Source organism: Variovorax sp. ZS18.2.2, from assembly GCF_024701975.1.
Taxonomy (GTDB): domain Bacteria; phylum Pseudomonadota; class Gammaproteobacteria; order Burkholderiales; family Burkholderiaceae_C; genus Variovorax.
Genome location: NZ_JANLNM010000001.1, coordinates 1,680,963 through 1,706,891 on the forward strand (window position 1 = coordinate 1,680,963; position 25,929 = coordinate 1,706,891).

The following is a 25,929-nucleotide window of genomic DNA, read 5'->3' on the forward strand; positions in this document are numbered from 1 at the left end:
TCAGCGCGGTACGCCGTAGACGCCATACACGCCGCTCTCCATCCACCGGTAGAAGGCGTTGATGCGCTGCGAGACGCTGTCGGCCGTGGCCAGCGCCGGGCAGTTGCTGTACGAACCCCAGCTGCCGCCACCGGCATCGATGATGGCCTCGACGAACGACACGCAGTTGTGCGGCAGCACGGCCCAGGTCCACTCCTCCGACAGCAGCTTCTCGACATAGAGAAAAGCGCCTGCGGGGTTGGGCAGGTTCACGGGCCTGCGCCGCAATTCGGTCTTGCCGGTGTCCCGCAGGTAGCGCCGGTAGCCCGCATCGTTCATGTACATCGGGTAGCCGCGCAGCCGGCCCAGGCCCTTGCCCGTCGGGTCGCCCGTGACGTGGAAGTAATAGCCACCGCCCTTGGGCGAATAGATCAGGAGATGGCCGCAGATGTTGGGCCCGTCGCCACTGACCGCGACGATGTAGGCGTCGGAAAAATCGATGTTGATCACACCGCACGCATTCAGAATTTCACCCTCGTAAGCCATCCGGGGATTCCTGCAAAAAAAGAAGATGGAAAGGAAGACGGCGCCCATCGGCGCCGTCTGTGCGAGGCTGGTATTCGAGCTTCCAGCCGCCGCGCTGTCCATATTCCGTATGGCTGCGAGTGCTTTCTTCTTCGGGACCCCGACCAATGGCCGAGGCGCCCTTTCCTTCTTGCCGATGTGCCTATGCGGCGTCGCGCGCGGCGACCGTCATCTCCAGCTCGACGCTCGCGTTCTTCGGCAGCTGGTAGACACCAACCGCCGTGCGCACATGCACGCCGGCATCGCCGAAGACGCGATGCAGAAGATCGGACGCCGCATCGGCCACTTCGCTTTGCTGCGTGAACTCGGCCGTGCACTGGATGAACACGCCCACGCGCAGCACCTTTTCCACGCCGTCGAGCGAACCGAGCTCGCGGCGCAGCAGCGTGAGGCAGCGCAGCGCGCAGATCTGTGCGCCCTCGCGCGCCTTCTCGAGCAACACCACGTCGCCCACGCGGCCGGTGACGACCACCGTGGTGCCCACGCGCGGCACCTGCCCGCTGGTGTAGAGCGTGCGGCCATCGCGCACGATGGGCACGTAGTGCCCGCCCGCAAGCATCTCTCCAGCGAAGCTGTGGCCCAGCTCGGCGGCAATCTGATCGGCAATCTGGTCTCGGCTTTGCGCTGTCGTCATATGTGTTCCATGAAACGGGGGGGTCATTGTCGCCAATGGCACGCGATGGAAACAGATACAGATCGCGGGGACCGGATGCGGAACAGATGGCCTGCTTGCTACGCCTCGAACCCCAGGTACACCCGCCCGCCCTCGATCTTCACCGGATAGCTGCGCAGGTCTTCCGTGAGCGGCGCGCACATGGCCTTGCCCGTGCGCACGTCGAAGCGCCCCTGGTGCAGCGGGCACTCGATCTCGTGCCCTTCGAGAAAGCCGTCGCACAGCCGCGCATGGCCGTGCGTGCAGATGTTGTCGGTCGCGTGGATGCCGTCTTCGGTGCCGAAGAGGGCGATGTCGCGGCCCTGCACCTCGATGCCCACCACGTCGTCGGCGGGAACCTCGTCGACCGCCGCGGCGTCGACCCATGTCATCGTGCTCATGTCGTTGTGTTCCTTCGCGGCTCAGATGGGATAGATGATGGAGTTCGGGATCATTTCGCTGTCGAAGACGCAGAGGCGCGAGGCGAACTTCAGGCCTTCGGGGGTGGACACGACCTTGTCGATGTAGCGCCCGACGTTGAACACGGTCGATGGGCCATCGAGCTTGGTTCGGAACACCGCGTAGTTCGCTTCGCTGTGGATCGCACCGTCGTCGTCCACTGCATGCACCACCGGCAACCCGACCACGTGCCGCTGGTAATACGGGTCATGGAACAGCGTCTCCTGGATGCCGTACACGCGGTCTTCCAGCATGCCCCGGCTCTCGAACGACAGCGTGGCCAGCGGCAAATTGCGCTCGTGGTTCTCGCGCGGCTGCAGGCGGTAGCTACACGCCTCGATAAAAAACGCAGGCCACAAATCCCACTTGCCCGAATCGACCGCTTGCGCATAGGCCGCATAGAGCCCGGCCAGTTCGAGGTAGGCATCGGCATCGAGCTTCTTCTTCGTCATGCCGCCTCCATCACTTCGCGCCAGTAGCGGTACATGCCGCGGATCAGCGTCTCGGTCACCATGTGGTCGGTGTTCTCTACCTCGCGGCCGCCCAGTTCGGCCAGCGTGCGGTGATAGGGCTTCTGCTCGAAGCCCTGCTGCGAGAACTCGATCACCTCGCCATCGTCGGCCGACACGAAGCCGGCCGGCCCGAACAGGTTGGCCTGGCGCAGGCGTCGCTGCGTCATCTCTTCGGTGTCGTCCTCGAAGCCGAAATGCGTCCACACGAAATCGAAGGCATCGTGCCCCACCGGCTGGATGTGCCGTGTCGACACGCTGTTGACCTGCTGCTGCAGGATGAGGCTCGGAAACAGCGTCATCATCACGGCAGTCGGCCCGCCCCACCAGGGCTCGGGCACGATGTCCAGGAAGCGCGGGTCCTTGAGCTGCATGCTCTCCTTGAAGCTGGAGACCTGCGTCACCTGCGCGGCCTTGCCCGCGTTGCCGCGCGTGGAAATCATCGCGGCGTGGCGGCTGCGCGCATCCATCTTCAGCTCCGACTTGTTGTCGGCGCGCCAGAGCCCGAAGGTCACGAACCAGGTGTGCAGCAAGCCCGGGTGGTACGGGTCCTTGATGTTCTCCTGCATCAGCTTCCAGTTGCCCGGAATGCGCTGGCGGCTGTAGCCGAGGATGGTGAGCTTGCGGCCGTCGAAGAGGCGATCGAAGTAGTGAAGGATGTCGGGGCCGAGGAAGTCTTCGAACGGTTCGACGCCGTGGTCGAACGACGCGAACACCACGCCGCCGCGCGACGCCACCTTGAGCTTGTTGAGCCCGTGTTCTTCAGTCTTGAAGTCCGCGGGCATGCCGCCGTGGACCTTGCCGTCCTGCTTCACGCCGCGGCGGAACGGCACGCCCTGCAGGTCGCCTTTGAGCGTGTAGTTCCACTGGTGGTAGGGGCAGACGAATTCCTTCTTGTTGCCGTGGCGCTCGCGGCAGAACTGCATGCCGCGGTGCGCGCAGACGTTCTCGAAGACATGGATCGCGCCCTCCTCGTCGCGCGACATGACGACCGAGCGCTCGCCGATGGCCGTGCGCTTGAAGTCGCCAGGGTTCGGAATCTCGGCTTCGAGGCCGACATAGCACCAGTGCTTCTCGTAGAAGAAGCGCTGCAGTTCCTTCTTGTGCAGCGCCTCGTCGGTGTAGGCCATGAAGGGAATGCGGCTGGTCTTGTCGCTCTCCCAATGCAGCTCGATGGGGAACACGGGTTGCGTGGTCATCGTGGGTCTCCTTGTCTTTTGGATTCTTCAGGTGCCTTGCAGGTAGAAGGCATCGGCATGGGTCTGCTCGGGCGCGAGGCCGCGGGCGCGCACCAGTTGCGTCACGGCCTCGACCATCGGCGGCGAGCCGCAGAGGTATGCGCGCCAGCCATCGAGGCTGCCGGGCCAGTCGGCGCGGATGGCATCGGTGATGAGGCCAAAGCGCTGGCCTTCGCGCGCGGGGCCGGTGACGACCACCACGTGCACCTTCAGGCCGGGGTGCTGCGCCTGCAGTTCGCGCAGTTCGTCGAGTCCGTACACGTCCGCATCGGAGCGCACCCCGAGGTAGAGATGGATCGGCTGCATCAGCCCACTCGCGACGGCGCCGCGCACGATGGAAAGAATCGGCGCAAGCCCAGTGCCGCCGGCTGCGCAGAGCATCGGCCCGCGGTGCTTCGTGCGCAGGTATGCCGTGCCCAGCGGCCCGCTCACGCGCACCGAATCGCCGATGCGCAGCTGCTCGAAGATGTGTGCTGTGATCCTTCCGCCCGGCACCTTGCGCACATGGAATTCCAGCTCCGCATCGCGGCTCAGCCCGGCCATCGAATACGGACGCGCGAGGTCGGGCGCGAACTGCAGTTGCGCGTACTGCCCCGGCGAAAACTCCAGCGGCTTGTTCGGCTTGAGCCGCAGGCGCCGGATGTCGTGCGTGAGCACGTCGATGCCCGTCACCGTCGCCTTCAGGATGCGCGCCGGATGCACCACCACTTCGTCGGGCTCGGGGATTTCGATGGCGCAGCTTTCGGTCAGCGTGGTCTGGCAGGCCAGCACATAGCGCTCGCCCTGCCCGTCCGGGCGGATCGCGTCCTGCCCGCCGTCGAGCACCTGGCCCGACACCACCTTGCAGCGGCAGGTGCCGCAGCGCCCCGACATGCAGCTGTACGACACCGGCACATGGTGCTCGCGCAGCACTTCCAGCAGGTTCGCGCCGGGGCGAACCTCGAGGGTGCGGGCAAGGGGGTGAATGTGCAGGTCCATCGCGGGGCTCTCTGTGCGCCAGCGTCGTGGCCGGCTTGTCTCTGGGGCCGGATGATGCGCGGCCGCCGCAGATTGACCAATAGAATCTTGTGAATCGACTCCATCACGGATGTGAATAAAGGTCCGGCATGCAACTCAAGGACATCGACCTCAACCTGCTGCTGGTGTTCGACCGCATGCTGGCCGAGAAGCGCGTCTCGGCGGTGGCCGAATCACTGGGGCTCTCGCAGCCCGCCATCAGCAATGCGCTCGCGCGCTTGCGCAAGCTCCTGGGCGACGAGCTGTTCCTGCGCACCGCGCGCGGCATGGAGCCCACGCCCTTCGCGCTGCAATTGGCCGAGCCGGTCGCCTACGCGATGGGTGCGCTGCACACCGCGCTCAACCAGCAGGTGGTGTTCGACCCCGCCACCAGCACGCGCAGCTTCACGCTCGCGATGACCGACATCGGCGAGATCTACTTCACGCCCCGGCTGATGGAGGCGCTGTCGGTCGCTGCGCCGGGCGTGACGATCAGCACGCTGCGCAACAACAACACCGCGACCAACCTGCGCGACGAGCTCGAAGCCGGCCATGTGGACATCGCCATCGGCTTGCTGCCGCAGCTGAAGGCGGGCGTGTTCCAGCGCCGGCTCTTTCTGCAGCGCTACGTGTGCCTCTTCTCGGGTACGCATCCGCTCGCGCGCAAGCGGAGCGTGTCGCTGAAAGACTTCAGCGCCGCCGACCACGTGCTGGTGCAGGCCGCCGGCACCGGCCACGGCAAGGCCGACGACGTGATGGCCGCGCAGGGCATCCACCGGCGCATTCGCCTCAAGGTGCCGCACTTCGTGGCGATCGGCCACATCCTGCGTTCGAGCGGAATGATCGCGACCGTGCCCGAGCGGCTCGCGCAAAGCATCGCCGAGCCCTTCGGCCTCGTGTGGCGCCCTCACCCGGTGGCGCTGCCGCAGATTGCGATCAACCTGTTCTGGCACGCGAAGGTGCACCGCGATCCGGGCAACCAGTGGCTGCGCGGGTTGCTGTTCGACAGCTTCGCGGACAAGGACTGACTGATCGGCCAGCTACCGCGGAAGCCGCATCACACCGTGTTGATCTGCGTATTGCGGAATTCGAGCTGCTCGAAATGGCTGCCGGTGAAATCGACCATCTCGCCTCGCAACCCGTCGGCGCGGATCTGGTTGCCGTTGCAGTTCAGGATGTCGACCTGCGTCCAGCGGCCGTTGTCGAAACCGAGGTTGTTCCAGGTGCACCGGTTGAAGGTGCAGCCGCTCAGTTGCGCGGCGCTGAATTGCGAGTTGCTGAAGGTGCAGCCGGTGAAAGTGCAGCCCGTGACGGCGATGCCCGCGAAGTCGCACGCGGTGAAGGTGCAGGCGTTGAACTGGCAGGCGGTCCAGCCCCCGTTCTGGAACGTCGTGGCGGTGAAGCTGGTGCCCGTGAAGGCGCTGGAGGCGAACTGGGCGAGGTTGAGATCGAGGCCCGCGTAGACGAAGGTGTCCGCCTGGCCGACGAGGCCGGCGGGGGCGCCGCCTGCGCCTTTGCGCCAGAGGTTGTGGTTGAGGATGATGAGTTGGGAGGTCATGGGTTCACTCGATCGGGAATTCTCGGGAATTTGAATAAACCACGATCCGGCCTTCCGGGTAGGCGCCACGCCATCCGCATGGAATTCCATTTTCCAGGTATACGCGCTCGACCTTTTTCCATAACGCCGGCAATTCTCCGGAGGCATGACAGCAAAGCAGGCGATAGATGTCGCCTTCCATGTTGTTGAGGAGTTGCTCTGGCGCGGAGGAGTAATTTTTGTCGACCGACAGTCCGCTGCTTATCAAATCCAAAATTTTCCTCTCGGTGTTTTTTGGCAAGGAATACGCGCCGCGCGATTCTTGATCGAGGAGCGCCTGCCAGTCTTCGAACTCCTCACTCCCAGCACTTGAGCATGAAAAATCCGTCGCCAAATCGGTGACCACGATGGCATTGTGCCGAGAGCCGCTGTATGGCTGATCAAAAAAAATCGGCCTTTCCAGAAAATCGACCAGCGATTTTCCTTCAACCAATATCCGGCTCCAAAATTCCTCCATATGCCCTCACAGATCAACTGACGGAAAAAACGAGCATGCTGCCCTCGGGATAAGACCCCTTCCATCCACAAGGGATTCCTCCTTTTTGGTAGACAACATACAAATATTCATCAAAATAACTCTGCTCTTCCAGCAGCACCCTGTTCATCAGGAAAATATAGAAATTTCCGACGGCCACGTCGATCAAGGATTCTGGGAGATCCAATTTTTTGCCCTTGCCGCTGATCGCTGGTATTATTTTTTCGTTGAATATTTTTTCACTGAGAGCTTTGAATTCTCGTCCCAGCCCGAGACTTTCTTCTTTCTCTAATTGATCGCCTGTGCGGGCATGGTTTTCCAGGAGATTTGTCCAGTATTGATACTCCACGCCTTTTATGATGTCCACGTCCTGATCGCAAGCGAATATAACTGCATCATCGGCATCTGAGACAAGGATCTCATTCCCTGCAGCGCAGTAATTTCTCGCCAGAAAAATCGGCCCATTGATCAACTCGAGAAGTTCGTCAGCCTTCTTCTCCAGGATTTTTTTGTAAATCTGAAAATTACTCATCATGGCATCGGCGCTTGGGTCTACAGGACTGCAAGAATTTCATTGGCGTGATAGACAAAAGAGCTCGCGCTTGGCCACTTGGCCGAATTCAGATCGATAAAATCCACTCCTTTGAAGCCTTCCTTTTTCGCCGCAACCACGAACTTCTCCGAGCAGATGATTGTGTCATGCTTTGAGTCGAGATTCTGAATTCCGAAAACATCTCTCCCAACGTTGTTCTTGATCTTTAATTTTCTCAACGCAATAAAATCGCACTCGTCTTTTTCAATGACAGACGATGCAAAATCGATCGCCAAAGATTCGTCCAAATAAAAATCCGGCGCGAATATCGACGCGAAGTACCTTTTCTCTGTGATTTCACTTTTCTGCGCATTTGAAACAACAGAAATTCTTTTGAAATCCTTTATCGGCGCACCAAAACGCTCCAAAAGGCGAAGAAAATCCTCCTGTATATATTGATGTGTCGCGTCCGATCGAATCGAAAAGTCGATCAATTTCTCCTTCACCACCAGACACATTCCATCGGGGAATTCATTCAAGTTCCTTTTATCTGCGTACCACGGATACACCAATCCATGCTGGACGGATTCAGGATGCTCTGGGCAATGATCATAAAGAATTGCATTCAGATAACCGATGGGACAGCCACGCTCCTTTTTTTGAGTCATGGCAAAGAATTTCATATGTTTTTCATCTGAGCTGGCTCGTTGGAGTAAACAACCAATTTTCCGACAGGATATCTTCCGTCCCAGCCACATGGAAATCCATCAGAAAAATAAGCCGACTCTATTTTCATCCAGATCGCCGGGAAAATCTCATTGGCATAGCAGTTGAGCAAAATTCTCATATCTCGGTGCATCAATTCCAGCAATGGGCACACGCCATCGACGGACAATTTCAATTCGGCGCCATGGAAATTCCTCTCGCACAATCCGAAATAATTATTTTTTAACAAGCCAGCATCAATCCATCTTTTCCATTCAAATTCCTCGGGAAAGAGATGAATCGAATCACTAACAGTCTCCCATTCGTCGAATTTCTCAAATGAATCATTGATCGCAAATTCCATCCCCAAGGACGCATCGGTTATGACCAGGTTTTCCACGCGATCACCTGAATAGGCTCGATGAAAATACTCGTGCCGACCAAGGAACTCCACCAACGGCTTGGCCTTCATCAACAGATCGGTCCAATTACTCATGTGCAACGGGCCTCAAGCCGCACGACTCTTGACCCCTGGAAAAAACAACGAATTGGCCATCGGGGAATCTCCCTTTCCAACCGCAAGGCCATCCGGACGCCAGGTAAGCTTCTTCAATCAAATCAAAAAGAAGCCCGGGATTTTTTGAATTCCGGCTTGCCATGCAGAACCATATTTCTTGCTGAATCGCATCCCAGATGATGGGTATTTCAAGAACGAGTCCTTCGTCATTCGTTCTCTGTCTGAATGGGCCAACCAGAAATTGATCTATTTTTCCAGGTAACCAGTGCGGGCAATCGAATCCAAGCTTTACATATTCGCGCTCACACAAGTCTGGCCAAAACTCGTAGTCACCATCACGCTCTGTTCCACACGCAAGCAAGGCTTCATTGCTGTCATGAATGACAGCGAGCTTAGTGAAATCTCCCCGGTAGGGTTGAGTCAGCAAGCGGCCGTGCTCGCAAAAATCGACGAGACCAGGAGAGTTATCAAAAAACTTCCGATAGCCCATACTCACTTGCCGCTTCCCACAGCAGGAGAATTCGAATAGACAACCATTCGACCCTCTGGATACTTCCCATCCCAACCGCATGGAATACCGCCCAGCAAATAGGCCTCTTCCACGCTTTTCCACAGCAAATCGACTTCGCCATACGCATAGCAATGAAGTAGCCGGGAAACATCGCCCTGCATGTTGTAGATCAATGGGACCTCGTCGAGCCCTGAATAGTCTTTGCCGGACATCTGATCCAGTACTTCGAGAATTTTCTTCTCCACGGAACGCGGCATGTCGGGCCAGGCTGGGGTGACCGATTCCAGCAACTCTTGCCAATTTTCAGACCCACCCTCGCCGTCGTCAGTCGAATATACGACTGCCAATGATGCATCGAAAATCAGTTTCACTTTTTCTTGATTTCCTCGATACGGGCCATGAAAAAACACCGGCTGGTCCAAAAAATCAAGAAGCGGTTTGACATTGGTCAGCATCTGATTCCAATTTTCCTCACCCAATGCGCACCCCAATCAATCGGCGGAGAAAACGAGCATGCTGCCTTCGGGATACTCCCCTTTCCAACCGCAAGGAACTCCTCCTTTTTCATAGACCGAGTACAGACTCTCATCAAAAGAGCTTTGTTCGCGCAGCAAAACCCTGTTCATCAGAAAAATGAGGAAATTGCCGACAATGACATCAATCAAGGGTTCAGGAATACCTAGTGCCTCGGCTTTTTCATTGATCGCCGACATTATTTTTTCGTCGAATATTTTTTCACTGAGATCGTTGAACTCCCGGTTCAATCCAAGGTTCTCTTTTTCGTCTACCCGCTCCTCTGTGCGAGCGTGATTTTCCAGAATATTTGTCCAGTACTGATATTCCTCCCCCTTGACAATGTCTACATCCTGATCGCAGGCAAAAATAACCGCATCATCGGGATTTTTTATGACGATTTCATTTTGTTTGGCAAGGTATTTACCTGCCAAAAATTTGTCGCTCTCGATCAACTCAAAAAGCTCTTGAGCCTTATTTTCGAGGATTTTTGCATAGGTTTCAAAGTTGGTCATTTTGACGTCCGAATTCTAAAATTTGCTTAAGATATCTTCCCACCCAGATTGAGATGCGCCCTGTTTTTTTACGATGGGATTCCCTTTTCTTCGCAATGATTCTCTCAGGGTTTCCTGAAGCCCGTGCAATGCCACTTTGCGTGCTTTGCAACTTTTTATTTGCCCTATCCGATTCAGACTTGTTCTGATAGCTTCGTCGTACAAGGGATGTTGAGTGTTGTGCTGTGATTGCCCAAAATACCGGCCCGTTCGAACTCCTGCATTTTTTGGATCCTTGGGAAGTCCGATCATATTATCTGGATCATCAACACCCATGCCGGCGCATCCCAGCATGCCTGCGTATTTTTTGCTCGCAAATATATTCTGCGGAATAATGTGATGAACCTGATATAGCTCCCGTCCACCCTGGCCAACGGCCTCCCAAAATATATCGCGGTAATTTTTCAATCCCGTTGGATCAACCCATTCAATGGGATTTTCCGCATACAGATGGAAATTCACGCCGCCATAGAGCCCAATCGGATCCCTGCTCACAAACCGCCCACTGTGCGGATCGTAATACCGGTGCCGGTTGTAATGCAGCCCCGTCTCCTCATCGAAATACTGCCCCTGGAACCGGATCGGATTCCGGATTCCCGCACCCTCCGCCGCCTGCGCAATCGCTTCCCGCGCCTCGCCCCACGCCCGGTATTGCGCGGACCACGCGATGCGGCCTTCGTCGTCGGTCAGTTCCTGCGGCGTGCCGAGGTGGTCGCACTGGTAGTAGCAGATCTCCTCCTTCGCGAAGGGCTGCGCCACCGGCTCGGTCGTCCATAGCGGGTCGCGCGCCACGTCGTAGTCGCCCTCCTCGGCCACCATCGCCGCATAGTCCGGCGTGGCGTGCAGTGCGATGGCCTGCTGCCTCCTGGCCTGCAGCAGCGGCCTGAAGCTGCCGGGCTCGTACAGGTAGTGAACGGTGCGGGCCTGCGCCTTCGTGGACTTGCTGCCGGCGACGCTCTCCACGCTTTCATACGCGAGCACATCGCCGTCCCAGCCGTACACGGTGCGGCCCTTCGGGCTGTGCTTGGCCACGCGGCGGCCCAGTGCGTCGTAGCGGAAGGTGGTCGTGCCCTGGTGGCTCTTGGCCGCGACCATGCGGCCGAAGCCGTCCCACTCGAAGCTGGTGCGCTCGCCGTTGCGCATGCGCTCGACGAGGTTGCCCTGCGCGTCGTAGCGGTAGGTGGTGCCTGCGTAGTCCTTGAGCAGGTTGTCCAGCAGCTTGTGCGTGGCCACGGGGCTCACGCGCGATTCGGACAACGGCTCGTCCCGAAGACCGATGCCGCGTGTCGTCGCGGCCGGCTGCCCCGGCGCATCGGGTGATCCCGGCGCGGCGATGTTCCCCGCGGGATCGAAGGCGAAGACTTCCCTGCCCAGGGTGCTGTTGGCCTGGATCAGCCGGCCCACCGGGTCGTAGCGGTAGTCGAGGCGGCCGCGCCGTGTGTCGCCGATGCCGATCAGTTGCCCGACTTTGTCGTAGGCGTAGGTGCGGCGCACCAGCACACCGCCGGCAGTGCCCGTTGCCGCAGCGGCTGGCGCTGTGGTTTGCGCCGTCGGCGCAACCCGCTGCTCCAGCAGCCGCCCCATGAGGTCGTAGTCCAGGCTCTGGGTCAGCCCGTTGCCCTGTTCGCGCCCGACCTCCCGGTGCAGGTCGTCGCGCTCGAAGGAGAGGATGTCCTGTCCGTCCAGCATCAGTCCGTGAACGTGGCCTGAGCCGTAGGTGAGAAGGCGCACCTCGTGGCCATCGGGCCGCGTGCTCACGGTGCGGTTGCCCAGTTCGTCGTACTGGTGGCGCCACACGGCGGTCATCGGTTTGTCCGATGCGCCCTCTTCATCGTGCAGGTAGTGCAGGTGCTCGCGCACCGCATTGCCCACCGGGTCGTAGAACCACTGCAGCCGCGCGTCGCGGTTGTTGGCCTGCACCAGGCGGCCCGAGGCGTCGTAGCCGAAGGTCTCGCTCGCCTCGCCCGCGCTGCGCTCCAGCAGGCGGCCCATTGCATCGAAGCGCATGTCGATGGACTGCAGCGGCTGCTCGATCTTCTCCAGCACGCCGTTGAATTCGGCGTACGCGTAGCCGGTCTTCTGGCCATCGAAGGCGACCTCGGCGAGCAGGCGGCCCACGGGGTCGTAGGCGAAGGTGTAGCTGCTGCGGTTTTCGTTGTCGAGCTGCACGAGGCGGCCAAGCTTGTCCCAGCGGTAGGCCAGCTGCTGGCCCGCGGCGTCGGTGCGCCGCGCGATCAGGCCGGCTTCGCTGTAGCCGTAGCGGGTCGTGCGGCCGAGCACGTCGGTGTGCGCGAGCAGGCGCCCTTCGGCATCGTGGGCGAAGCGCTCGGTGCTCTGGTCGGGATTGACGATGGCCTCGAGCTGGCCGCGTGCATAGCGGTACTGCGTGGACTGGCCGGCGGCATCGGTGCTTTCAATCAACCGGCCGCGCGCGTCGTAGGCCCAGGTCGTGGTCTTGCCCGAGCAGTCAGTGCGCGACAGCAACTGGCCCACGGGGTTGTAGACCATGCGGGTGATGCCGCCCTTCGCGTCGGCCACGCGCACGGGCAGCCCGGCCTTGTCGTATTCGTACTTTGTCTTGTGGCCCAGCGGATCGGTCTCTTCGACGAGGTTGCCCTGCACGTCGTACGCACGCAGCCACACCTGGCCCTCGGGGTCGAGGACTTTCACGAGGTTGCCGCTGTCGTCCCAATCGAGGTGGATCTCGCTGCCGTCGGGGCGCGTCTGGCTCACGAGCTGGCCCTGTGCGTCGTAGCTGAAGTTCTCCACGCCGCCGTTGGGCTGGATGTGGCGCACGATGTTGCGGGCCTCGTCGCGGAAGAACCATTCCTCGCGCAGGTCGGGGTGGACCATGCGGTAGGTGTAGCCCAGCTCGTCGTAGTAGTAGCGGGTCTCGTGGCCGAGCGCATCGGTCACGGTCGTGAGGCGGATGTGCTCGGTCCAGCGCACGCGGGTGTCGAAGCTGCCGTCGTCCATCCACTCGCGCACGGCGCGGGCGTTGGGGGCGGTGCCGTCGTAGGCGAGGTTCACGCCGCGGCCGGTGCGGTCTTCGTAGCGGGTCAGCAGGTGGTGGTCGTACTGGTAGTGCCAGGCGGTGGAGGTGCGTTGCTGTTGCTGTTGCTGCGTCTCGTCGACGGGCTCGATCACTGCGATGGGTCCGTTCTCATCCTGCGCCTCGATGAGGTCGCCGTGCGCGTCGTAGGCATAGGCGGCCAGTTGCCGCACGAGCTGCCCTTCCTTGATTTCCCACACGCCCGCGAGCCGCCCCTGTGCATCGACGCGCGTGCCCGCATGCGCGATGGTCTGCTCGCCCTGCTTGACCATGATGTCGCTGAGCACCGTGTGCTCCGGCCGCAGCGGATGCGCATGGTCGTAGCGCAGCGCCACGCTCGCACCGGCGCGCATCTGCATGAGCGCGAGCCGGAAGAATCCGCGCTGGCCGCCGAGCGCCGGAATGCGCTCGTAGGTCTGCATCCAGTCGCGGCCCTGGTTGATGGTCAGCAGGTCGGGCGAGAGGCGCACGAGGGTCAGGTCTTCGATGGCGTCGCGGTGCGTCTGCCCCACGGCGAGCGCGGGGTAGCGCTTCGTGCGGCCGTCTTCCGCGTGATAGAGGAATGCGCCTTCGCTGCCGTCGTCCTGCAGTTCGATGTCGAGCTGCGTTGTGTAGGGCGTGATCCAGCGTGCGCCGAGCACGCCTTGCTCGTACGCCCCGAGGTCGGAGCGGTAGGTGCGGCTCCAGGTGATCGGCAGCGCGCCGGGCAGTTCGAAATCGGTGTGCGTGAGGGTCTCGGCGCCAAGGCTCAGGGAGATGGAGCGCGCCGTCGCCGAGCCGGGGCATTTGCAGGGGCGGCCGTCGGCGGCGCCGCGCTTCTGGCGCCTGCGCGGCTCCAGCGTGCCGGGGCCGCGCTTGCCCTTGACGTTGTTGACCCTGCTCGGGTGGACCGTGCCGCCCCGCTTGCGCCTGACCTTGGGCGCGACCTCCAGGATCTTCATCAGCAGCCAGCCGATGCTGAACATGGTGGACGGGTTGACCAGCTCCATCAGCTTCGTGGCAGCCAGCTTGCCCAGGGCGCGCATGGCTTTGGCGAGGGCCTGGATGTGAGTTCTGAACTCGGGCGAGATGTAGGTGGCCACGCTGGAGGCCCCGCCCAGACCCAGATTGACGGTCTCCTTGTTGACCGCCACGAACATGTTCTTGCCCGCGCGCAGCAGGTGCTCCGACTTTTCAAGCGGATTGCGCCAGGAGGTTCTATCCGCTGCCTTGAGCGCAACACTTGCAGAGCGAAGGCTGGCGTTGGTGTCGAAGACGCGGCCGTCCAGCGCGGCCAGCAGCGCATCGGCCAGCGCATTGGCCAGCATCTGGGCGAACTTGCCGCATTCCTCCAGCATGTCTTTCAGGTTTTTCTGCGCGGTCTTGATGAACTCGTCGAGCTCGCCCTTGATGGCGTCCGCCAGATGTCCCGCGATGATGACGAGAAAGCCCTCCGCAAGATTCTTCACGCCCTGCCGGAGCTGTTGCTTGGCCATCTGCAGCGGGGCACGCAACGCCATGCGCGCCGGCCCGCCAGGCCCCGGGAACACGCCGATGGCGTCGACGCCCAGGTTGACCCACGAGATGATCGACACCTCCTTGCCCGCCTGCTTCAGGTCGTTGATCTCGATGATGTCGTAGACCACATCGGAAAACGCGATGAGGTTGGAGACGCCCGGAATGGCGTTGCCCACGGTCTTCAGGCCCTCCAGCGTGACGATGTTGTTGGTGTTCTCGCGCAGCCACTTGTCGAGCGGGCTGAAGCCTTCGGCCACCTCGCTGGCATTGATCTGCTCGAGGGGTTCGATCGCGTACTCGTCGGATTCAGCGGATTCAGCCATGAAGTGGGGCCCCTGGATATCGGTTGTTCGTTGTCGGGTTGCTCACGCCCCGCTCAGCCCACGAAGCCGGGGATCTTCAGACCCGCGATCTCGGGCAGTGCCGTGGCTGTCTTCGCTGTCGCTGCGGCCGATGCAGCACGGGGCAACAGGTTGGCCGCGGCATCGGCCAGCTTGGGAGGCAGCAGGGAGCCCGCCGCCTGTGTCGCCGCGCCCGTGAGCGAGCCCGCTGGATTGCCCAGCAAGCTCGCGGCGCCGCCCGCAATGCCCGCCAGATCGCCCTTTCCCATCGCCTGCAAGGTGCGCGCGGCCTGGATGCCCGATTGCACGGTCTGCGCGAGGCCGGCGAGGCCGCCCGCATCCGTTGCGATGCCGCTCTTTCCGAGCACGCCGGCGACCTGCCCCATCGCGGCCTGCGCTGCGCCGCCGAGACCTCCTGCGCCTGCCGCATCCGCGCCACCGGCCGCATCGTTCCTGGGCTTGCCGAAGTAGCTGCCCTCCTCCCACGTCTGGCTCGGGTCGTCGCCGAAGGTGACGCTCGCAGGCCCCGGGAACAGCCCCGCGACGCTGGCAAAGCCGTTCGCATCGAGCTTGCCGGTCTTGACGGTGCCCAGCGCATCGACGACCTCGTAGTCGCCGCCCTTCACGCCGCGCTGGTCGGCCACGTACTTGTTGAACAGTTCGAGCGTGCCGTTGCCCGGCGCGGGCGGCGCGGGGAACGAGGCGGGCTGCGTGTCGGGCCCGATCAGCGAATGCGATGCCGCGTGCGCGACCCACGCGCCGCTGGTGCCGCTGCGGATGCCGTCGGCCGTCCAGTGCGTGTAGCTGCCCGCGCCGACGATGGTGACCTTCTGCTTGGCGGTGATCACGATCTCGTCGGCGGTCTGCGTGATCTTGAGCTTGGCGAGCAGGTTGATGTTGTCCTTCAGCGCCTGGATGTCGATGTCGCCATTGGCCGCGACCAGCTTCATGCCGAGCTTGTAGGCAAACAAGCGCACCGACTCGATCGCGCTCGCAAGCAGCCGCTTGCCCACCGAAAAACTCATGTGCTGCGCACTGGTCAACGCGACGTGTTCCTCGCTGTGCAGGTGCGTCGACTTGACCGAGGTCGCCGCGATGCCGGCCGGGCTCGCGAGCACCATGTGCGGCTCCTTCAACTCCGCGAACTCGCCTTGCTGCGGGTTGCCGCCCGAGCCCTTGACCGCATCGCTCTGGGCCTTGAGGGCCTTGCCGACTTCGTCCTGGTCGCCGCCCTTGTCCTGCGCCTGGTGCTGTTGCGCAAGGTCGGCCAGGCTCTCCTGCTGGTCGCCGGCGTTCTCCAGCCGCGCCACCGTCTCGCCCATGTCCGTGATGTGCGCCTGCGCGTTGGGGCGCGGCTCGGTGCTGATGAGGAGGCCCGCCTTCGCGCGGATCGCGCCGTGGCCGTCGGTGCGCAGTTCGAAGCCCTGGCCGCGCTCGTCCTTGCGGCCCGCGTTGTCTTCGATGCGCGCGATGTGGCCGAGGCTCAGCTGGCTCGCGTCGTAGTCGCTCCGGAGCTGTGCCTGGATCTTTCCCTGCGTGTCGTCCAGCAGCAGGTGATTGCTCTTGCCGCCGGGCTCGTTGCCCGAGCCCTCGGCAAGCTCGCGGCTGCGCAGGCCCATGAGCGCCTTCTGCCCCGGCAGCGCCCACGGTGGCATGCGCCGCGCGTTGTAGACCACGCCCATCACCACCGGGTGGTCGGGGTTGCCGTCGAGGCACTGCACCACGACTTCGGAGCCCACGCGGGGGAACGACACCATGCCGGTTTCGCCACCGGCCCAGTTGCTCAGCACGCGCACCCAGGCCGAGCTCTTCTCGTCGTTCTGGCCTTCGCGGTCCCAATGGAACTGCACCCGGATGCGGCCGTACTCGTCGGTGTGGATGCTGCCCTCGCTGGCCGGGCCGACCACGGTGGCGGTCTGCGGCGCCAGCACGCGCTGCTCGACGCTGTGAAAGCCCCGGCCCGGCATCCACGCAACGAAGCGGCGGCTGCAGACGAAGCTGTTCCTGTACTCGGCCCGCGAACCCTTCGGCTTGCCTTCCGCCGTGCCAGGCTCCTGCAGGTAGTTGTTGCTCGCGCGGTGCTCCACCGAAAGGACGAGGAATTCGCTCTCGGAGCCATCGCCCTGCGTGCGCCCGAAGTGGTCGATCAGCCGGAACCAGCGGCCCGGCAGCACGAAGCGGTTGTTGCCCTCGGCCTCGAAACGCTTGGCCTTGGCCTCGATCTCGCCGATGCGACGCCGCGCCACGCCCTCGCCTTCGAGCGAGGTCTTGAAGTGGCGCGCGCCGCCGTACTCGTGCACCTCCAGCTGCGGTACGTCGCCCTGCTGGTTGTTGCTGGGCATCTCTGCGTGCTGCGGGCGCGGGCTCTTGAAGTCGAAGGCGCTGACGGCCGTTTGCGCCGAGACCAGTTCGCGCACAGCGGTCCATTGGCCGATGGCGTCTTCTTCCTGCGCACCGCCTTCGTCCTGGAAGCGGATGCCGGAGGACGAACCGTCCACGGCCTTGGCCAGCGTGCTGTCGTCGCACACATGCAGCGTGTGGCCTTCGGCCGAGTGCTCGTACCAGTAGCTGTAGCCCGCGGCCTCCCAGCGCCGGTGCAGGTAGTTGTGGTCGCTCTCACCGCCGGCGCCGCCGCCCTGCACGGCCATCGTGTGGGGCGTGTCTTCGCCGCGCACGAACCACTCCCACTTGGGCAGCACGCCGTAGTCGTTGAAGATGGCCTCGGTCTGCGCGCGCAGCGTCTGGCGATGGAAGAGCCGGTTGTTCGCGCGCAGCCGCAGGTACTGCAGCCACGGGCCGAGCCGGGCTTCGTAGAACGCCAGGTTGCCGTCGGTGCGCACGAGCCGGAACCCGAAGACGATGCCGGTGAAATGGCGCAGCGTGCCATCGGGTCGCACGAGTTCGACGCAGAGCATCTTGCCCTGCAGGTCCTTGAGGGCCAGCTCCGCATTGCTGCTGAGCAGCCCCACCGTGAATTCGAAATCGCGCGACAGGCCTTCGGATGCATGCAGCGTGTTGACCGCGAGGTCGCCACCCGCCGGCTCTCCGCCCTGGGGGAACGACAGCCGCAGCAGCCGGTCGTGCTGGCGGTCGGCGACAAGCTCCGCGAGGTGACGGCCCGGCGGGCCGCTCATCGGATGCGCCCTTGCAGGAATGATCTCGCCACGATGTGGTTCACGCTGACTCTCCCTCTTCCGGTCGGTTCGAAATAGTACCGTCTTCGGCAGCTTCGACGCCAAATATGTCGTCAGCTTGACAACAGTTTGGAGAGCACAGGAACGTTGGCATTCATGTGCTCGCACACGAATGAAAAAGTCGTAAACGCGAAGGAGATTTGCTAGCTTGCCGGCCCGATGCGACCCGGAATTTCCGAACGGCGCGCGAGCTGGTCGACCGCACGCAGCAAGGTCGGCACGCGGTACTCGCCGTGCATGCGCTTCACTTCGGCGGCCGCGGCGGCGAGGTCGATGCCGATGGCCGTCACGAACAGCGGCGAGGTGCTCTGTCCGCGCAGCACCTCGACCACATCGCTCGCACTGCGGTAAGCCGTCTTGGCGACGCCGACCACAGGCACCTTGCGATCGAGCGCGTCATGCAGATGCGCGCCCAGGCCCGGGTGCCCCGGCTCCAGCGACACGTAGCCATCGACGATGACGATGTCCGCCGGTGGCCCTTCGCGCAGCACGCCGAGCAGGCACGGCAACTCGCGGCGATAGAACTCGCCGGGCTGGTATTCGGCCACCTCGCGAAAACCTGCGATGGCCTGCGTCTCTTCGCGTTCGGCCATCCATCCGCGAAACCAGAGGCCCGCAGCCACGGCCGTGCCGGCGCGGTAGTCGACGTCGAGGCAGGCGATGAGCGGCTCGCTCATGCGGGCCACCGTCCAAGCACTTCGTGCACGCCCTCCCCAACATGGCTGTCGATGAGTGCGAAGGAGCCCGCGGTCCAGCGCATCGGTTCGATGGCGTGCCTTTCGATCTTGCGCCGCGTGTACGCGACGGTCATGTGCGGCGTGAAACTGCGATCGGGCTTGAGCCCCGCATCGGCCAGCGCTTCGCCCAGGCGCTGCCTGAAGTCCGCGAGCGCGGTGGTGCCCTCGTCGCCGCACAGCACGAAGGCCTTGCCGTTCGCGTAGGTCATGGCGTGGTCGAAGACGACATCGAACGAAGGCGGCGCCACAGCAGCGGCCGCTTCGAGTGCCGCCTGCACTTTCTTGCGCGGCACCGTGTCGTAGCCGCCGAGATCGTGCAGCGTGACATGCAGGCGATGTGGTTCGGTCACCGTGCCCTTCAGCGAATGCCGGTCGCCAAGTTGCGTGCCGAATGCAGCGATGGATGCGGCGTCCTCGGCACTCGGAAAGATCGCAAAGAAGAGCGTGTGCGGCAGCGGCTCCTTGCGGCGTGCCTTGGTTCGGGGTCGCGGCAGGGGCCGCGGCGGGGGATCGATTCCGGGAAGAAGAAGCTGTTCTGACATGCGTCGATCATCGCCGCTCTTCACGAGCCCTTCAGCAAGCGCAAAGCTCGTCTTCAGCCTGGCTTTCGAGAATCGTCCGACGCTGGCGACACGGCATCACGACCGGGTCGCTTGTCGGATCGATCTCAACTCCAAACCAGGAATTTCATCTTGAAGAAAACGCAAGCCTGCACCGCCCTCGCCGCCATCCTGATAGGCACCGCCTCGCTGGCGGCCCATGCCGCCCCTGCCGCGGATGCCGCACTGGACACCCGCCTCTACGTGGGCGGCGCCATCGGCCGCTCGAGCTTCAGTCTCTCCAATGCCGGCGGTGCGCCCGTGCCGTGGGGCGGCCAGAAGAACAGCAAGAGCGGCACGGCCTACAAGCTGTACGGCGGCTATCGCTTCACCGAGACCTTCGGCGTCGAAGCCGGCTATGCGCGCCTGGGCCGCGTGAGCCAGTGGACCTCGGTGCGCGGCCTCTCCACGCTGCAGAACGGCTCGGGCAACGTTTTCTACGCAGCCGCCACCGCACGCCTGCCGCTCGGCGATTCGTTCGCGCTCAACGGACGGCTGGGCATCTCGCGCGGCCGCCTCTCCGGTGGCGACAACGGGGTGCCGGCCAACCAGCGCATCTCGGGCAGCTCGACCGGCGTGATGGCGGGCTTCGGCGCGGAGTACCGCATGACGAAGACCCTCTCGGTGACCGCGGACTACGACTACTTCGGCAAGCTGTCGAAGCAGGCGAAGGGCGGGATGCTCACGGTGGGCTTGCGCGCGAACTTCTAGCGTGCCCGGGGGCGTGGCCACGGCGCGTCTTCGTGCCGTCACACGCCTGACGGAATTCAACCGCCAAATGGGCTGCCGCCATGGCGCACGGCATCGACCGCGCGCCTTGCGATCCACGTCTCGACGCAACACACAGACAGAGGATCCGATCCATGAAGCTGCCCGTTGAATTGCTCAAGAAGGCCGATGCGCAGGGCGCGCGATCGCCGGCCGAATTGGCCGGCGCCCACGCACGCATTGCAGGGAGTTCCGCCCAGGCGCTCGACGGACTCGAGCACTTCGAGTTGCGGCGCTCGATGATCGTCGCGTCGGCGCGCGAGCCGGCGTCGCTCGCTTTCGAGCGGTACATGGGCACCAACGACCTGCTGGGCATCAACTACCTGCAGATCGGCTACATGCAGTCCCGCGCGGTGGGGCGCGTGCGCTACTTCGACAAGAGCGAGCGCAAGACGGCCTACACCACCGGCTTCATGGTGTCCCCGGAACTCATGATGACCAACCACCACGTCTTTCCCGTGGAGGATGCGGCGGGCTTCGCGGCGCTGGCCGAGGACGCCGCCATCGAGTTCGACTACGAGTTCGACGCCCTGGGCCGGCACCGCGAATCCATCGTCCATGCGCTGGACCCGGCGACCTTCCTGCACACGTCCAGCGAGCTGGATCTCGCGCTGGTGGCCGTGCGGCCGCTGGACCAGACGGGCCGGCGGCCGCTGAGCGACCACGGCCACCTCGTGTTGAACGGCAACATCGGCAAGGCCGGCGAAGGCGACTATGCAACGATCATCCAGCACCCCGACGGCCAGGAAAAGCAGATCGCGCTGCGCGACAACGAGATCATCGACAACAAGCAGAGCGACGTGCTCATCTACAAGAGCGACACCGCCCAGGGCAGCAGCGGCGCGCCGGTCTTCAACAACGAATGGCAGGTGATCGCGCTGCACAGCGCGGGCGTCGCGAAGAAGGATGGGCAGGGCCACTATCTCGACAAGGACGACCAGGTCATCCCGATCGTGAACGACAGGATCGACGAAGCCCGCGTTGTCTGGTTGTCGAATCGCGGCGTGCGCGTGAGCACCATCGTGAAGCACCTGACATCGACACCCAGCGTCTCGCTGCATCCGCTCGGCCGCATCTTCTCCAGCCCGGCCTACGACGACAGCCGGCCGTTCACCACCCTGCCCAAGCCCAGGCTGCCGGACGACGAGCTGCAGATGAAGGCGACGCCCACGGCAACGCCGGCCACTGCCCCGGTGGCGCCGGTGCTGCCCACGCCGATCGAGATCCGGATCAGCATCGGCAACGGCGCGCCGCTTGTCCAGACGAACGGCGGACAACAGGCCGTGACCGCCGCGCACCTGCTCGCCTCGCCGGAGATCGAGAAGAAGCTCGAAGACGCGCAGGACTACAGCGCGTGTCTGGGCTTCGAGGAGGAGTTCATGGGCATCCGCATTCCGATGCCCACGCCGAACGCGAAGCTGCGCAAGAAGCTCGCCTTCCTCACGGGCAACCCGAGCGCCTGCGTCCTCAAGTACCACCACTTCAGCACGATCCAGCACGCGGTGCGCCGCGTGCCCGTGGTGAGCGCGATCAACGTGCACGGCAAGCACCGCTACGACGCCCTGGGCGCGGAAACCCGCAAGGACAACTGGCTGCGCGACAACCGCATCGACTACGACGCGCAGCTCGACGACAAGTGGTACGCCAAGAGCGGCTTCGACAAGGGCCACCTGTCGCGGCGGGAGGATGCCGAATGGGGCACGACCATGGCGGCCGCCAAAACCGCCGCGGACATGACCTGCTCGTATGCGAACGCCGTGCCCCAGGTGCCGGCGTTCAACCGCTCGGTCTTCGGTTATCACGGCAAGTGGGGCGAGCTCGAGCAGAAGATGCTCGAGGAAGGCGTCGAAGGCGAGTCGGGCAAAGCCTCGCGGATCTGTGTCTTCAGCGGACCGCTGTTCCTCGACGACGACCCGGTCTACGCCGCGGTCCAGGTGGCGCTGAGCTGCTTCAAGGTCGTGGCCTGGTACGACAAGGACGGCGCGCTGCGGGCCACGGGCTACCGGCTTTCACAGGAAGAGCTGGTCGGCAACATCGAGTTCGAGGTGCTGAATTTCGACAAACTGTTCAAGCTCGAGCAGAAGCCGCTCGCCTGGATCGAACGCGCGACGGGGCTGGTGTTCCCTGCGGTGCTGAAGGGCGCGGACACGTTCGAGGACTAGGACTCCGGTTTGGAGGCGGCCCATTCCCCGACGCCGGCCAGAAAACGGTCGGCGGCATGGAGCTCACTCGCTGCGATCCACTCGTTGGGCTGATGCGCCTGGGCAATCGCGCCGGGCCCGCAGACCAGCGAGGGAATGCCGGCCTGCTGGAAGAAGCCGGCCTCGGTTCCGAACGGGATATCGCCCGGAGGCCACAGCGCACCCAGGTTCCTGGCCACGCGCGCGGCAACGCCGCCGCCTTCGGCAGAGAGCGCCGGGATCCCGGCCAGCAGCGTCATCTCGACGGCCACGTCGGAGGGCACATCCGCGAGCAGCCGTTCGAGCTCTCCCCTCACTGCCGCCGCGCTGGCCTCGTCCGGCGGCCGGAACTCCCACTGCACTTCGCAGCATCCGGGGACGATGTTGATCGCCGTTCCGCCACGGATGCTGCCGACATTGAGGGTGGTGCGATTGCCCTGCGCGATCAGCGTGCGCCCGAAGCTGGCCAGCCGTGCGATCAGCAAGGCGGCCGGCTCGATCGCGCTGATCCCGAGCGCCGGATCGCTCGAATGCGCGGGCACGCCACAGAAGGTGACGCGATGGCAGAAGACGCCCCGATGGGCCAGCCCGACGCGCATCTGCGTGGGCTCGCCAATGATGGCGAGTGCCGGCGGCGGAACCTGCGCACGCATCTGGGCGATCAGGCGCGGAACGCCGAAGCATCCGACCTCTTCGTCGTACGACAGCGCAAGGTGAATCGGGCGGCGCAGATCCAGACGGCGCCACGACGGCACCGCGGCGAGGCAGGCCGCGATGAAGCCCTTCATGTCGGCCGCGCCCCGGCCGTGAAACCGGCCCTCGCGTTCGACAAGCGCGAAAGGGTCCGAATCCCAGGCCTGGTCGTCGACCGGAACCACATCGGTGTGCCCCGACAGGACGATGCCGCCCGCCACTGGCGGCCCGATGGTGGCCAGCAGGTTGGCCTTCGCGCCGTCGTCGCTGGGGACGAGCCGTGCCTCGACGCCATGGTCCTCCAGGTACGCGGCCACCCAGTGGATGAGATCGAGATTGGACCGGCGGGAGGTCGTGTCGAACCCGACGAGGACGCGCAGGAGTTCGGGCGTGTTCATGGCAATCAGGACGCGGACGGACCGGTTGCGGTTGCAGTTGTCGGGCGCCTTGCCGGCCGGAAGGTCGTGACGAAGAAGCCGAGCAGGATGAGCGCGATGCCTGCGATGTGAAAGCTCTTCACGGGTTCTCGCAGAACCACGAAGGCCAGCAGCGCGGTGAACAGCGCGACCAGGTGAAAAGACACGCCGGTCACCGTCGCACCCAAGGTCGCAACGCATCGGCCCCACAGGATGAACGCGAACAGCGAAGCGAAGATGCCGATGTAGAGGACCGCGCCCACCGAAGCGGCGTCCGTCGGGATGCGCGCGCCACGCACGACAAGCTCGAATGCCCAGAACGGCATCAGCACCACGAGCCCCGCGGCCATGGTCGCCGCCAGGAACACCAACGGGCTGATCGCCGCGGGCTTGCGCCGCAGGAGCACCGAATACACGGCGTAGTTGGCAACGGCCAGCAGCACCAGCAGCTCGCCGCCGCCCAGGCGCAGCGCAACGAGGCTGGCAAGCTCGCCGCGCGCCACGATCCAGGTCACGCCCACGAACGAGATGGCGATGCCCGCAAGCGCCTTCCATGTGATGCGCTCGACGCCGAGCACCACCGCGGCAAGCGGGACCATCAGCGGCAGCGTTGAGTTAAGAAAGGCAACGCTGGTGGCCGGCACCGTCTGCAGGGCCAGGTAGCCCAGCGCGTTGTAGCCGGCAATGCCGAAGGCGCCGCAGGCCGCGATCAACCGCCAGTGCCGCGCCAGCAGCGCCCGCTCGCGCCACGCCTGCATCGCGACGAATGGCGCCAGCGCCGCGAGCGCCACGACCCAGCGGCCGACCGCGAGGGACACCGGCGGAAAGACGGGTCCGAGTGCGCGGCCCAGCACGAGGTTGCCGGCCCAGAAAGCCGGCGGCACCCACAGCAGCCAGACGGGGTTTGCCCAAAGGGCCAGCAGCGACCTGCGCATCACAACCCTTGCAGCCCGATGCGGACACGGCGGTTGGAGCGGCCCTTGTTCTCGATCTTGAGAATCCGGACCGGACGCGAAGCGCCGGTCGACGGGAGGTGCGTTCCGCCGCATGCCTGCCTGTCGAGGCCGGCGATCTCGACGATGCGGACCAGGCCTTCCGGCGAAGGCGGCGGCGCCACGGAGCGGGAGCGCAGCAGCCCCTGCTCGCCATGGGCGGCGGTGACCGAAACGTAGCTGGTCTCGACGCGCAGATCCTGGGCGACCACGTCGTTCAGTTCGGCTTCGAGCGCCCGCAGGCGATCGTTGTCGGCGCCGGGCAGGTCGAAGTCGATGCGCGCCGTGCCGTCGTCGTTCATCTGCACGCCAGTGACCAAGGCACCGTCGAAGTCCCTGAAGACCAGCGCGTTCAGCACATGCAAATCCGTGTGGAGCTCCCGCATGAGCTGCCGGAAGACCGGCTCGACCTCCGCTTGCACTTCGCCGGTGATCTCGGTGCCGCCGGGGACCTGAACCCAGACGAGGCCGCCCTCTTCGGAGAACCCGGCAACAGGCGCTTCGCCGCCCTGCCATCGCACGACGCCCCGGTCCGGCAGTTGCCCGCCTCCACCGGGATAGAAGGGATGCCGCGAAAGAAGGACGGCGCCGGGCCGCGATTTCAGGACCTGGGCATCCAGCCTCAGGATTTCGGGGTTGTCCTGGCAGAAGAGTCGTGTCATGGCTGGCCTTGGCTGTTGGGCGCCAGCATGGCAGGACGACTCGGAATGCTATTGGTCGAAATTGGCCGTGGCGACGGCCACGTTTCCTTCAGCTCCCCCGTGCGCGCACGTACTGCAGCGGCGTCATGCCGAAGGTGCGCTTGAAGTGCTTGTTGAACGCGCTCTGGTCGTAGAAGCCCGACGTGAGCGCGGCATCGGCTACGGACTGGCCCGCATCGAGCTGCCGGATCGCGGCGCGCAGGCGCAGTTGGGTGAGGTAGGCGTGCGGGGTGAGGCCGATCGACCGGTTGAACACGTCGATCAACTGGAACGTCGTGAGGTCGGCCGTCTGGCCCATCTGCTCGAGGGTCAGGCGTTCTGCGTGGCAATCCCGCATCAGCGCCAGCACGGGCGCGAGCACGCGCGCATCCGAAGGCGCGACGGGAATGCGCTGCCCGGCCCGCGCGTGGCCCGCGAACAAGGCACCGAAGCTGCGCACGAGCAGCTCCTGGTGGAGCAGCGGATCGGGCTCGCCGTCCAGCGCGCGATGCAGCGCCAGAAAGCGCGCGATGAGGTCCGGATCGCGAAAGACGTTCGACGTGAAATGCCGCGGCTGGTCGATGCCCAGCGATGCCAGGACATGCCCGATGCCCGGCGCGGCCAGATAGAAGCTCCGATAGCGCCAGCGCGCGCTGCCGCCCATGCGGCCCGAGTGCGGCTCGCCGGGGTTGAAGACGAGGAGCGCCTGCGCATGGGCGATGTCTGTGCGGCCACGGCTCCTGAACTCCGAACCACCCACTTCGGTGACCGCGACCACGAGCGAATCGTGGACGTGGGGCGCGTAGTCGTGCGTCGTGAAATCGGCATGGAGCATGTCCATGCCGGGCACGCCGGGCGCATGCCAGTACCGCGAGCTGTTGCGAGGATCGGAGCGGGCCAACGGGCGTCCTTTTTTCGCACGAAGGGCGGCGGCACTTGCGGCCGCCGGGTCAGGTGC

The 25,929-nt window shown here is 63.7% G+C and carries 25 protein-coding genes; 3 read left to right on the forward strand and 22 right to left on the reverse strand.

What is annotated here, in order from left to right; genetic code table 11:
- From NU688_RS07900 to NU688_RS07925, 6 genes are all read right to left on the reverse strand, one after another.
- Positions 1–525, reverse strand: a complete 525-nt coding sequence (locus tag NU688_RS07900; protein WP_257859984.1) for a hypothetical protein — start codon at positions 523–525, stop codon at positions 1–3.
- A gap of 181 nt (positions 526–706) precedes the next feature.
- Positions 707–1,198 carry a RidA family protein gene (locus tag NU688_RS07905; protein WP_257859985.1) on the reverse strand — a complete coding sequence of 164 codons (492 nt, stop codon included), beginning with the start codon at positions 1,196–1,198 and terminating at the stop codon, positions 707–709.
- 98 nt (positions 1,199–1,296) lie between these two features.
- Positions 1,297–1,617: a non-heme iron oxygenase ferredoxin subunit gene (locus tag NU688_RS07910; protein WP_257859986.1), complete on the reverse strand. Its 321-nt coding sequence runs from the start codon at positions 1,615–1,617 to the stop codon at positions 1,297–1,299.
- A gap of 21 nt (positions 1,618–1,638) precedes the next feature.
- The gene (locus tag NU688_RS07915) at positions 1,639–2,127 is read right to left on the reverse strand and encodes an aromatic-ring-hydroxylating dioxygenase subunit beta (RefSeq protein ID WP_257859987.1); all 489 of its coding nucleotides are present in this window, start codon (positions 2,125–2,127) and stop codon (positions 1,639–1,641) included.
- Positions 2,124–3,383, reverse strand: a complete 1,260-nt coding sequence (locus NU688_RS07920; protein WP_257859988.1) for an aromatic ring-hydroxylating dioxygenase subunit alpha — start codon at positions 3,381–3,383, stop codon at positions 2,124–2,126. The genes NU688_RS07915 and NU688_RS07920 overlap by 4 nt, the downstream gene beginning before the upstream one ends.
- Positions 3,384–3,410: 27 nt before the next feature.
- A complete protein-coding gene (locus tag NU688_RS07925) occupies positions 3,411–4,400 on the reverse strand; it encodes a 2Fe-2S iron-sulfur cluster-binding protein (RefSeq protein ID WP_257859989.1) in 990 nt (329 codons plus the stop codon).
- Positions 4,401–4,528: 128 nt separating this feature from the next.
- Here NU688_RS07925 and NU688_RS07930 point away from each other — a divergent pair, with 128 nt between their 5' ends.
- Positions 4,529–5,446, forward strand: coding sequence for a LysR family transcriptional regulator (locus tag NU688_RS07930; protein ID WP_257859990.1), 918 nt, complete (start codon positions 4,529–4,531; stop codon positions 5,444–5,446).
- A gap of 29 nt (positions 5,447–5,475) precedes the next feature.
- Here NU688_RS07930 and NU688_RS07935 read toward each other — a convergent pair whose 3' ends face one another.
- The 12 genes from NU688_RS07935 to NU688_RS07990 all read right to left on the reverse strand — a co-directional run bounded on the left by NU688_RS07935 (position 5,476) and on the right by NU688_RS07990 (position 19,185).
- Positions 5,476–5,976: a pentapeptide repeat-containing protein gene (locus NU688_RS07935; RefSeq protein ID WP_257859991.1), complete on the reverse strand. Its 501-nt coding sequence runs from the start codon at positions 5,974–5,976 to the stop codon at positions 5,476–5,478.
- Positions 5,977–5,980: 4 nt separating this feature from the next.
- Positions 5,981–6,448 carry a hypothetical protein gene (locus tag NU688_RS07940; protein WP_257859992.1) on the reverse strand — a complete coding sequence of 156 codons (468 nt, stop codon included), beginning with the start codon at positions 6,446–6,448 and terminating at the stop codon, positions 5,981–5,983.
- A 37-nt stretch (positions 6,449–6,485) separates the two neighbouring features.
- Complete coding sequence (locus NU688_RS07945) at positions 6,486–7,025, reverse strand: hypothetical protein (RefSeq protein WP_257859993.1); 540 nt, start codon at positions 7,023–7,025, stop codon at positions 6,486–6,488.
- Positions 7,026–7,042: 17 nt separating this feature from the next.
- Positions 7,043–7,705, reverse strand: coding sequence for an Imm43 family immunity protein (locus tag NU688_RS07950; protein ID WP_257859994.1), 663 nt, complete (start codon positions 7,703–7,705; stop codon positions 7,043–7,045).
- Positions 7,702–8,223, reverse strand: coding sequence for a hypothetical protein (locus tag NU688_RS07955; protein WP_257859995.1), 522 nt, complete (start codon positions 8,221–8,223; stop codon positions 7,702–7,704). Before NU688_RS07955 ends, NU688_RS07950 begins: the two co-directional genes overlap by 4 nt.
- Positions 8,216–8,740, reverse strand: a complete 525-nt coding sequence (locus tag NU688_RS07960; protein WP_257859996.1) for a hypothetical protein — start codon at positions 8,738–8,740, stop codon at positions 8,216–8,218. Before NU688_RS07960 ends, NU688_RS07955 begins: the two co-directional genes overlap by 8 nt.
- Positions 8,737–9,210, reverse strand: a complete 474-nt coding sequence (locus NU688_RS07965) for a hypothetical protein (protein ID WP_257859997.1) — start codon at positions 9,208–9,210, stop codon at positions 8,737–8,739. Before NU688_RS07965 ends, NU688_RS07960 begins: the two co-directional genes overlap by 4 nt.
- Before the next feature lie 36 nt (positions 9,211–9,246).
- Positions 9,247–9,783 (reverse strand): hypothetical protein, encoded by a 537-nt coding sequence (locus NU688_RS07970; protein WP_257859998.1) that lies wholly within the window; start codon positions 9,781–9,783, stop codon positions 9,247–9,249.
- 15 nt (positions 9,784–9,798) lie between these two features.
- Positions 9,799–14,694: an RHS repeat-associated core domain-containing protein gene (locus NU688_RS07975; protein ID WP_257859999.1), complete on the reverse strand. Its 4,896-nt coding sequence runs from the start codon at positions 14,692–14,694 to the stop codon at positions 9,799–9,801.
- A 53-nt stretch (positions 14,695–14,747) separates the two neighbouring features.
- Complete coding sequence (locus NU688_RS07980) at positions 14,748–17,846, reverse strand: type VI secretion system Vgr family protein (protein ID WP_257860000.1); 3,099 nt, start codon at positions 17,844–17,846, stop codon at positions 14,748–14,750.
- 203 nt (positions 17,847–18,049) lie between these two features.
- On the reverse strand, positions 18,050–18,583 hold the full coding sequence (locus NU688_RS07985; protein ID WP_257860001.1) for an endonuclease V: 534 nt from the start codon (positions 18,581–18,583) through the stop codon (positions 18,050–18,052).
- Positions 18,580–19,185 carry a 2'-5' RNA ligase family protein gene (locus NU688_RS07990; protein ID WP_257860002.1) on the reverse strand — a complete coding sequence of 202 codons (606 nt, stop codon included), beginning with the start codon at positions 19,183–19,185 and terminating at the stop codon, positions 18,580–18,582. Before NU688_RS07990 ends, NU688_RS07985 begins: the two co-directional genes overlap by 4 nt.
- A gap of 150 nt (positions 19,186–19,335) precedes the next feature.
- Between NU688_RS07990 and NU688_RS07995 the strand changes: the two genes are divergently transcribed.
- Together NU688_RS07995 and NU688_RS08000 are read left to right on the forward strand one after the other, a co-directional pair.
- Positions 19,336–19,953, forward strand: coding sequence for a porin family protein (locus NU688_RS07995; RefSeq protein ID WP_257860003.1), 618 nt, complete (start codon positions 19,336–19,338; stop codon positions 19,951–19,953).
- 152 nt (positions 19,954–20,105) lie between these two features.
- Positions 20,106–22,172 (forward strand): DNA/RNA non-specific endonuclease, encoded by a 2,067-nt coding sequence (locus NU688_RS08000; protein WP_257860004.1) that lies wholly within the window; start codon positions 20,106–20,108, stop codon positions 22,170–22,172.
- On the opposite strand, the gene argE is transcribed toward NU688_RS08000, so the two are convergent.
- The 4 genes from argE to NU688_RS08020 all read right to left on the reverse strand — a co-directional run bounded on the left by argE (position 22,169) and on the right by NU688_RS08020 (position 25,872).
- Positions 22,169–23,281, reverse strand: a complete 1,113-nt coding sequence (argE, locus tag NU688_RS08005) for an acetylornithine deacetylase (protein WP_257860005.1) — start codon at positions 23,279–23,281, stop codon at positions 22,169–22,171. The two genes, NU688_RS08000 and argE, sit on opposite strands and share 4 nt — an antisense overlap.
- Before the next feature lie 5 nt (positions 23,282–23,286).
- Positions 23,287–24,234, reverse strand: coding sequence for a DMT family transporter (locus NU688_RS08010; RefSeq protein ID WP_374684623.1), 948 nt, complete (start codon positions 24,232–24,234; stop codon positions 23,287–23,289).
- Positions 24,234–24,953: an alanyl-tRNA editing protein gene (locus tag NU688_RS08015; protein WP_257860007.1), complete on the reverse strand. Its 720-nt coding sequence runs from the start codon at positions 24,951–24,953 to the stop codon at positions 24,234–24,236. Before NU688_RS08015 ends, NU688_RS08010 begins: the two co-directional genes overlap by 1 nt.
- An 88-nt stretch (positions 24,954–25,041) precedes the next feature.
- Entirely contained in the window at positions 25,042–25,872 is an 831-nt protein-coding gene (locus tag NU688_RS08020) for an AraC family transcriptional regulator (RefSeq protein ID WP_257860008.1), read from the reverse strand.
- Positions 25,873–25,929 lie beyond the last annotated feature (57 nt).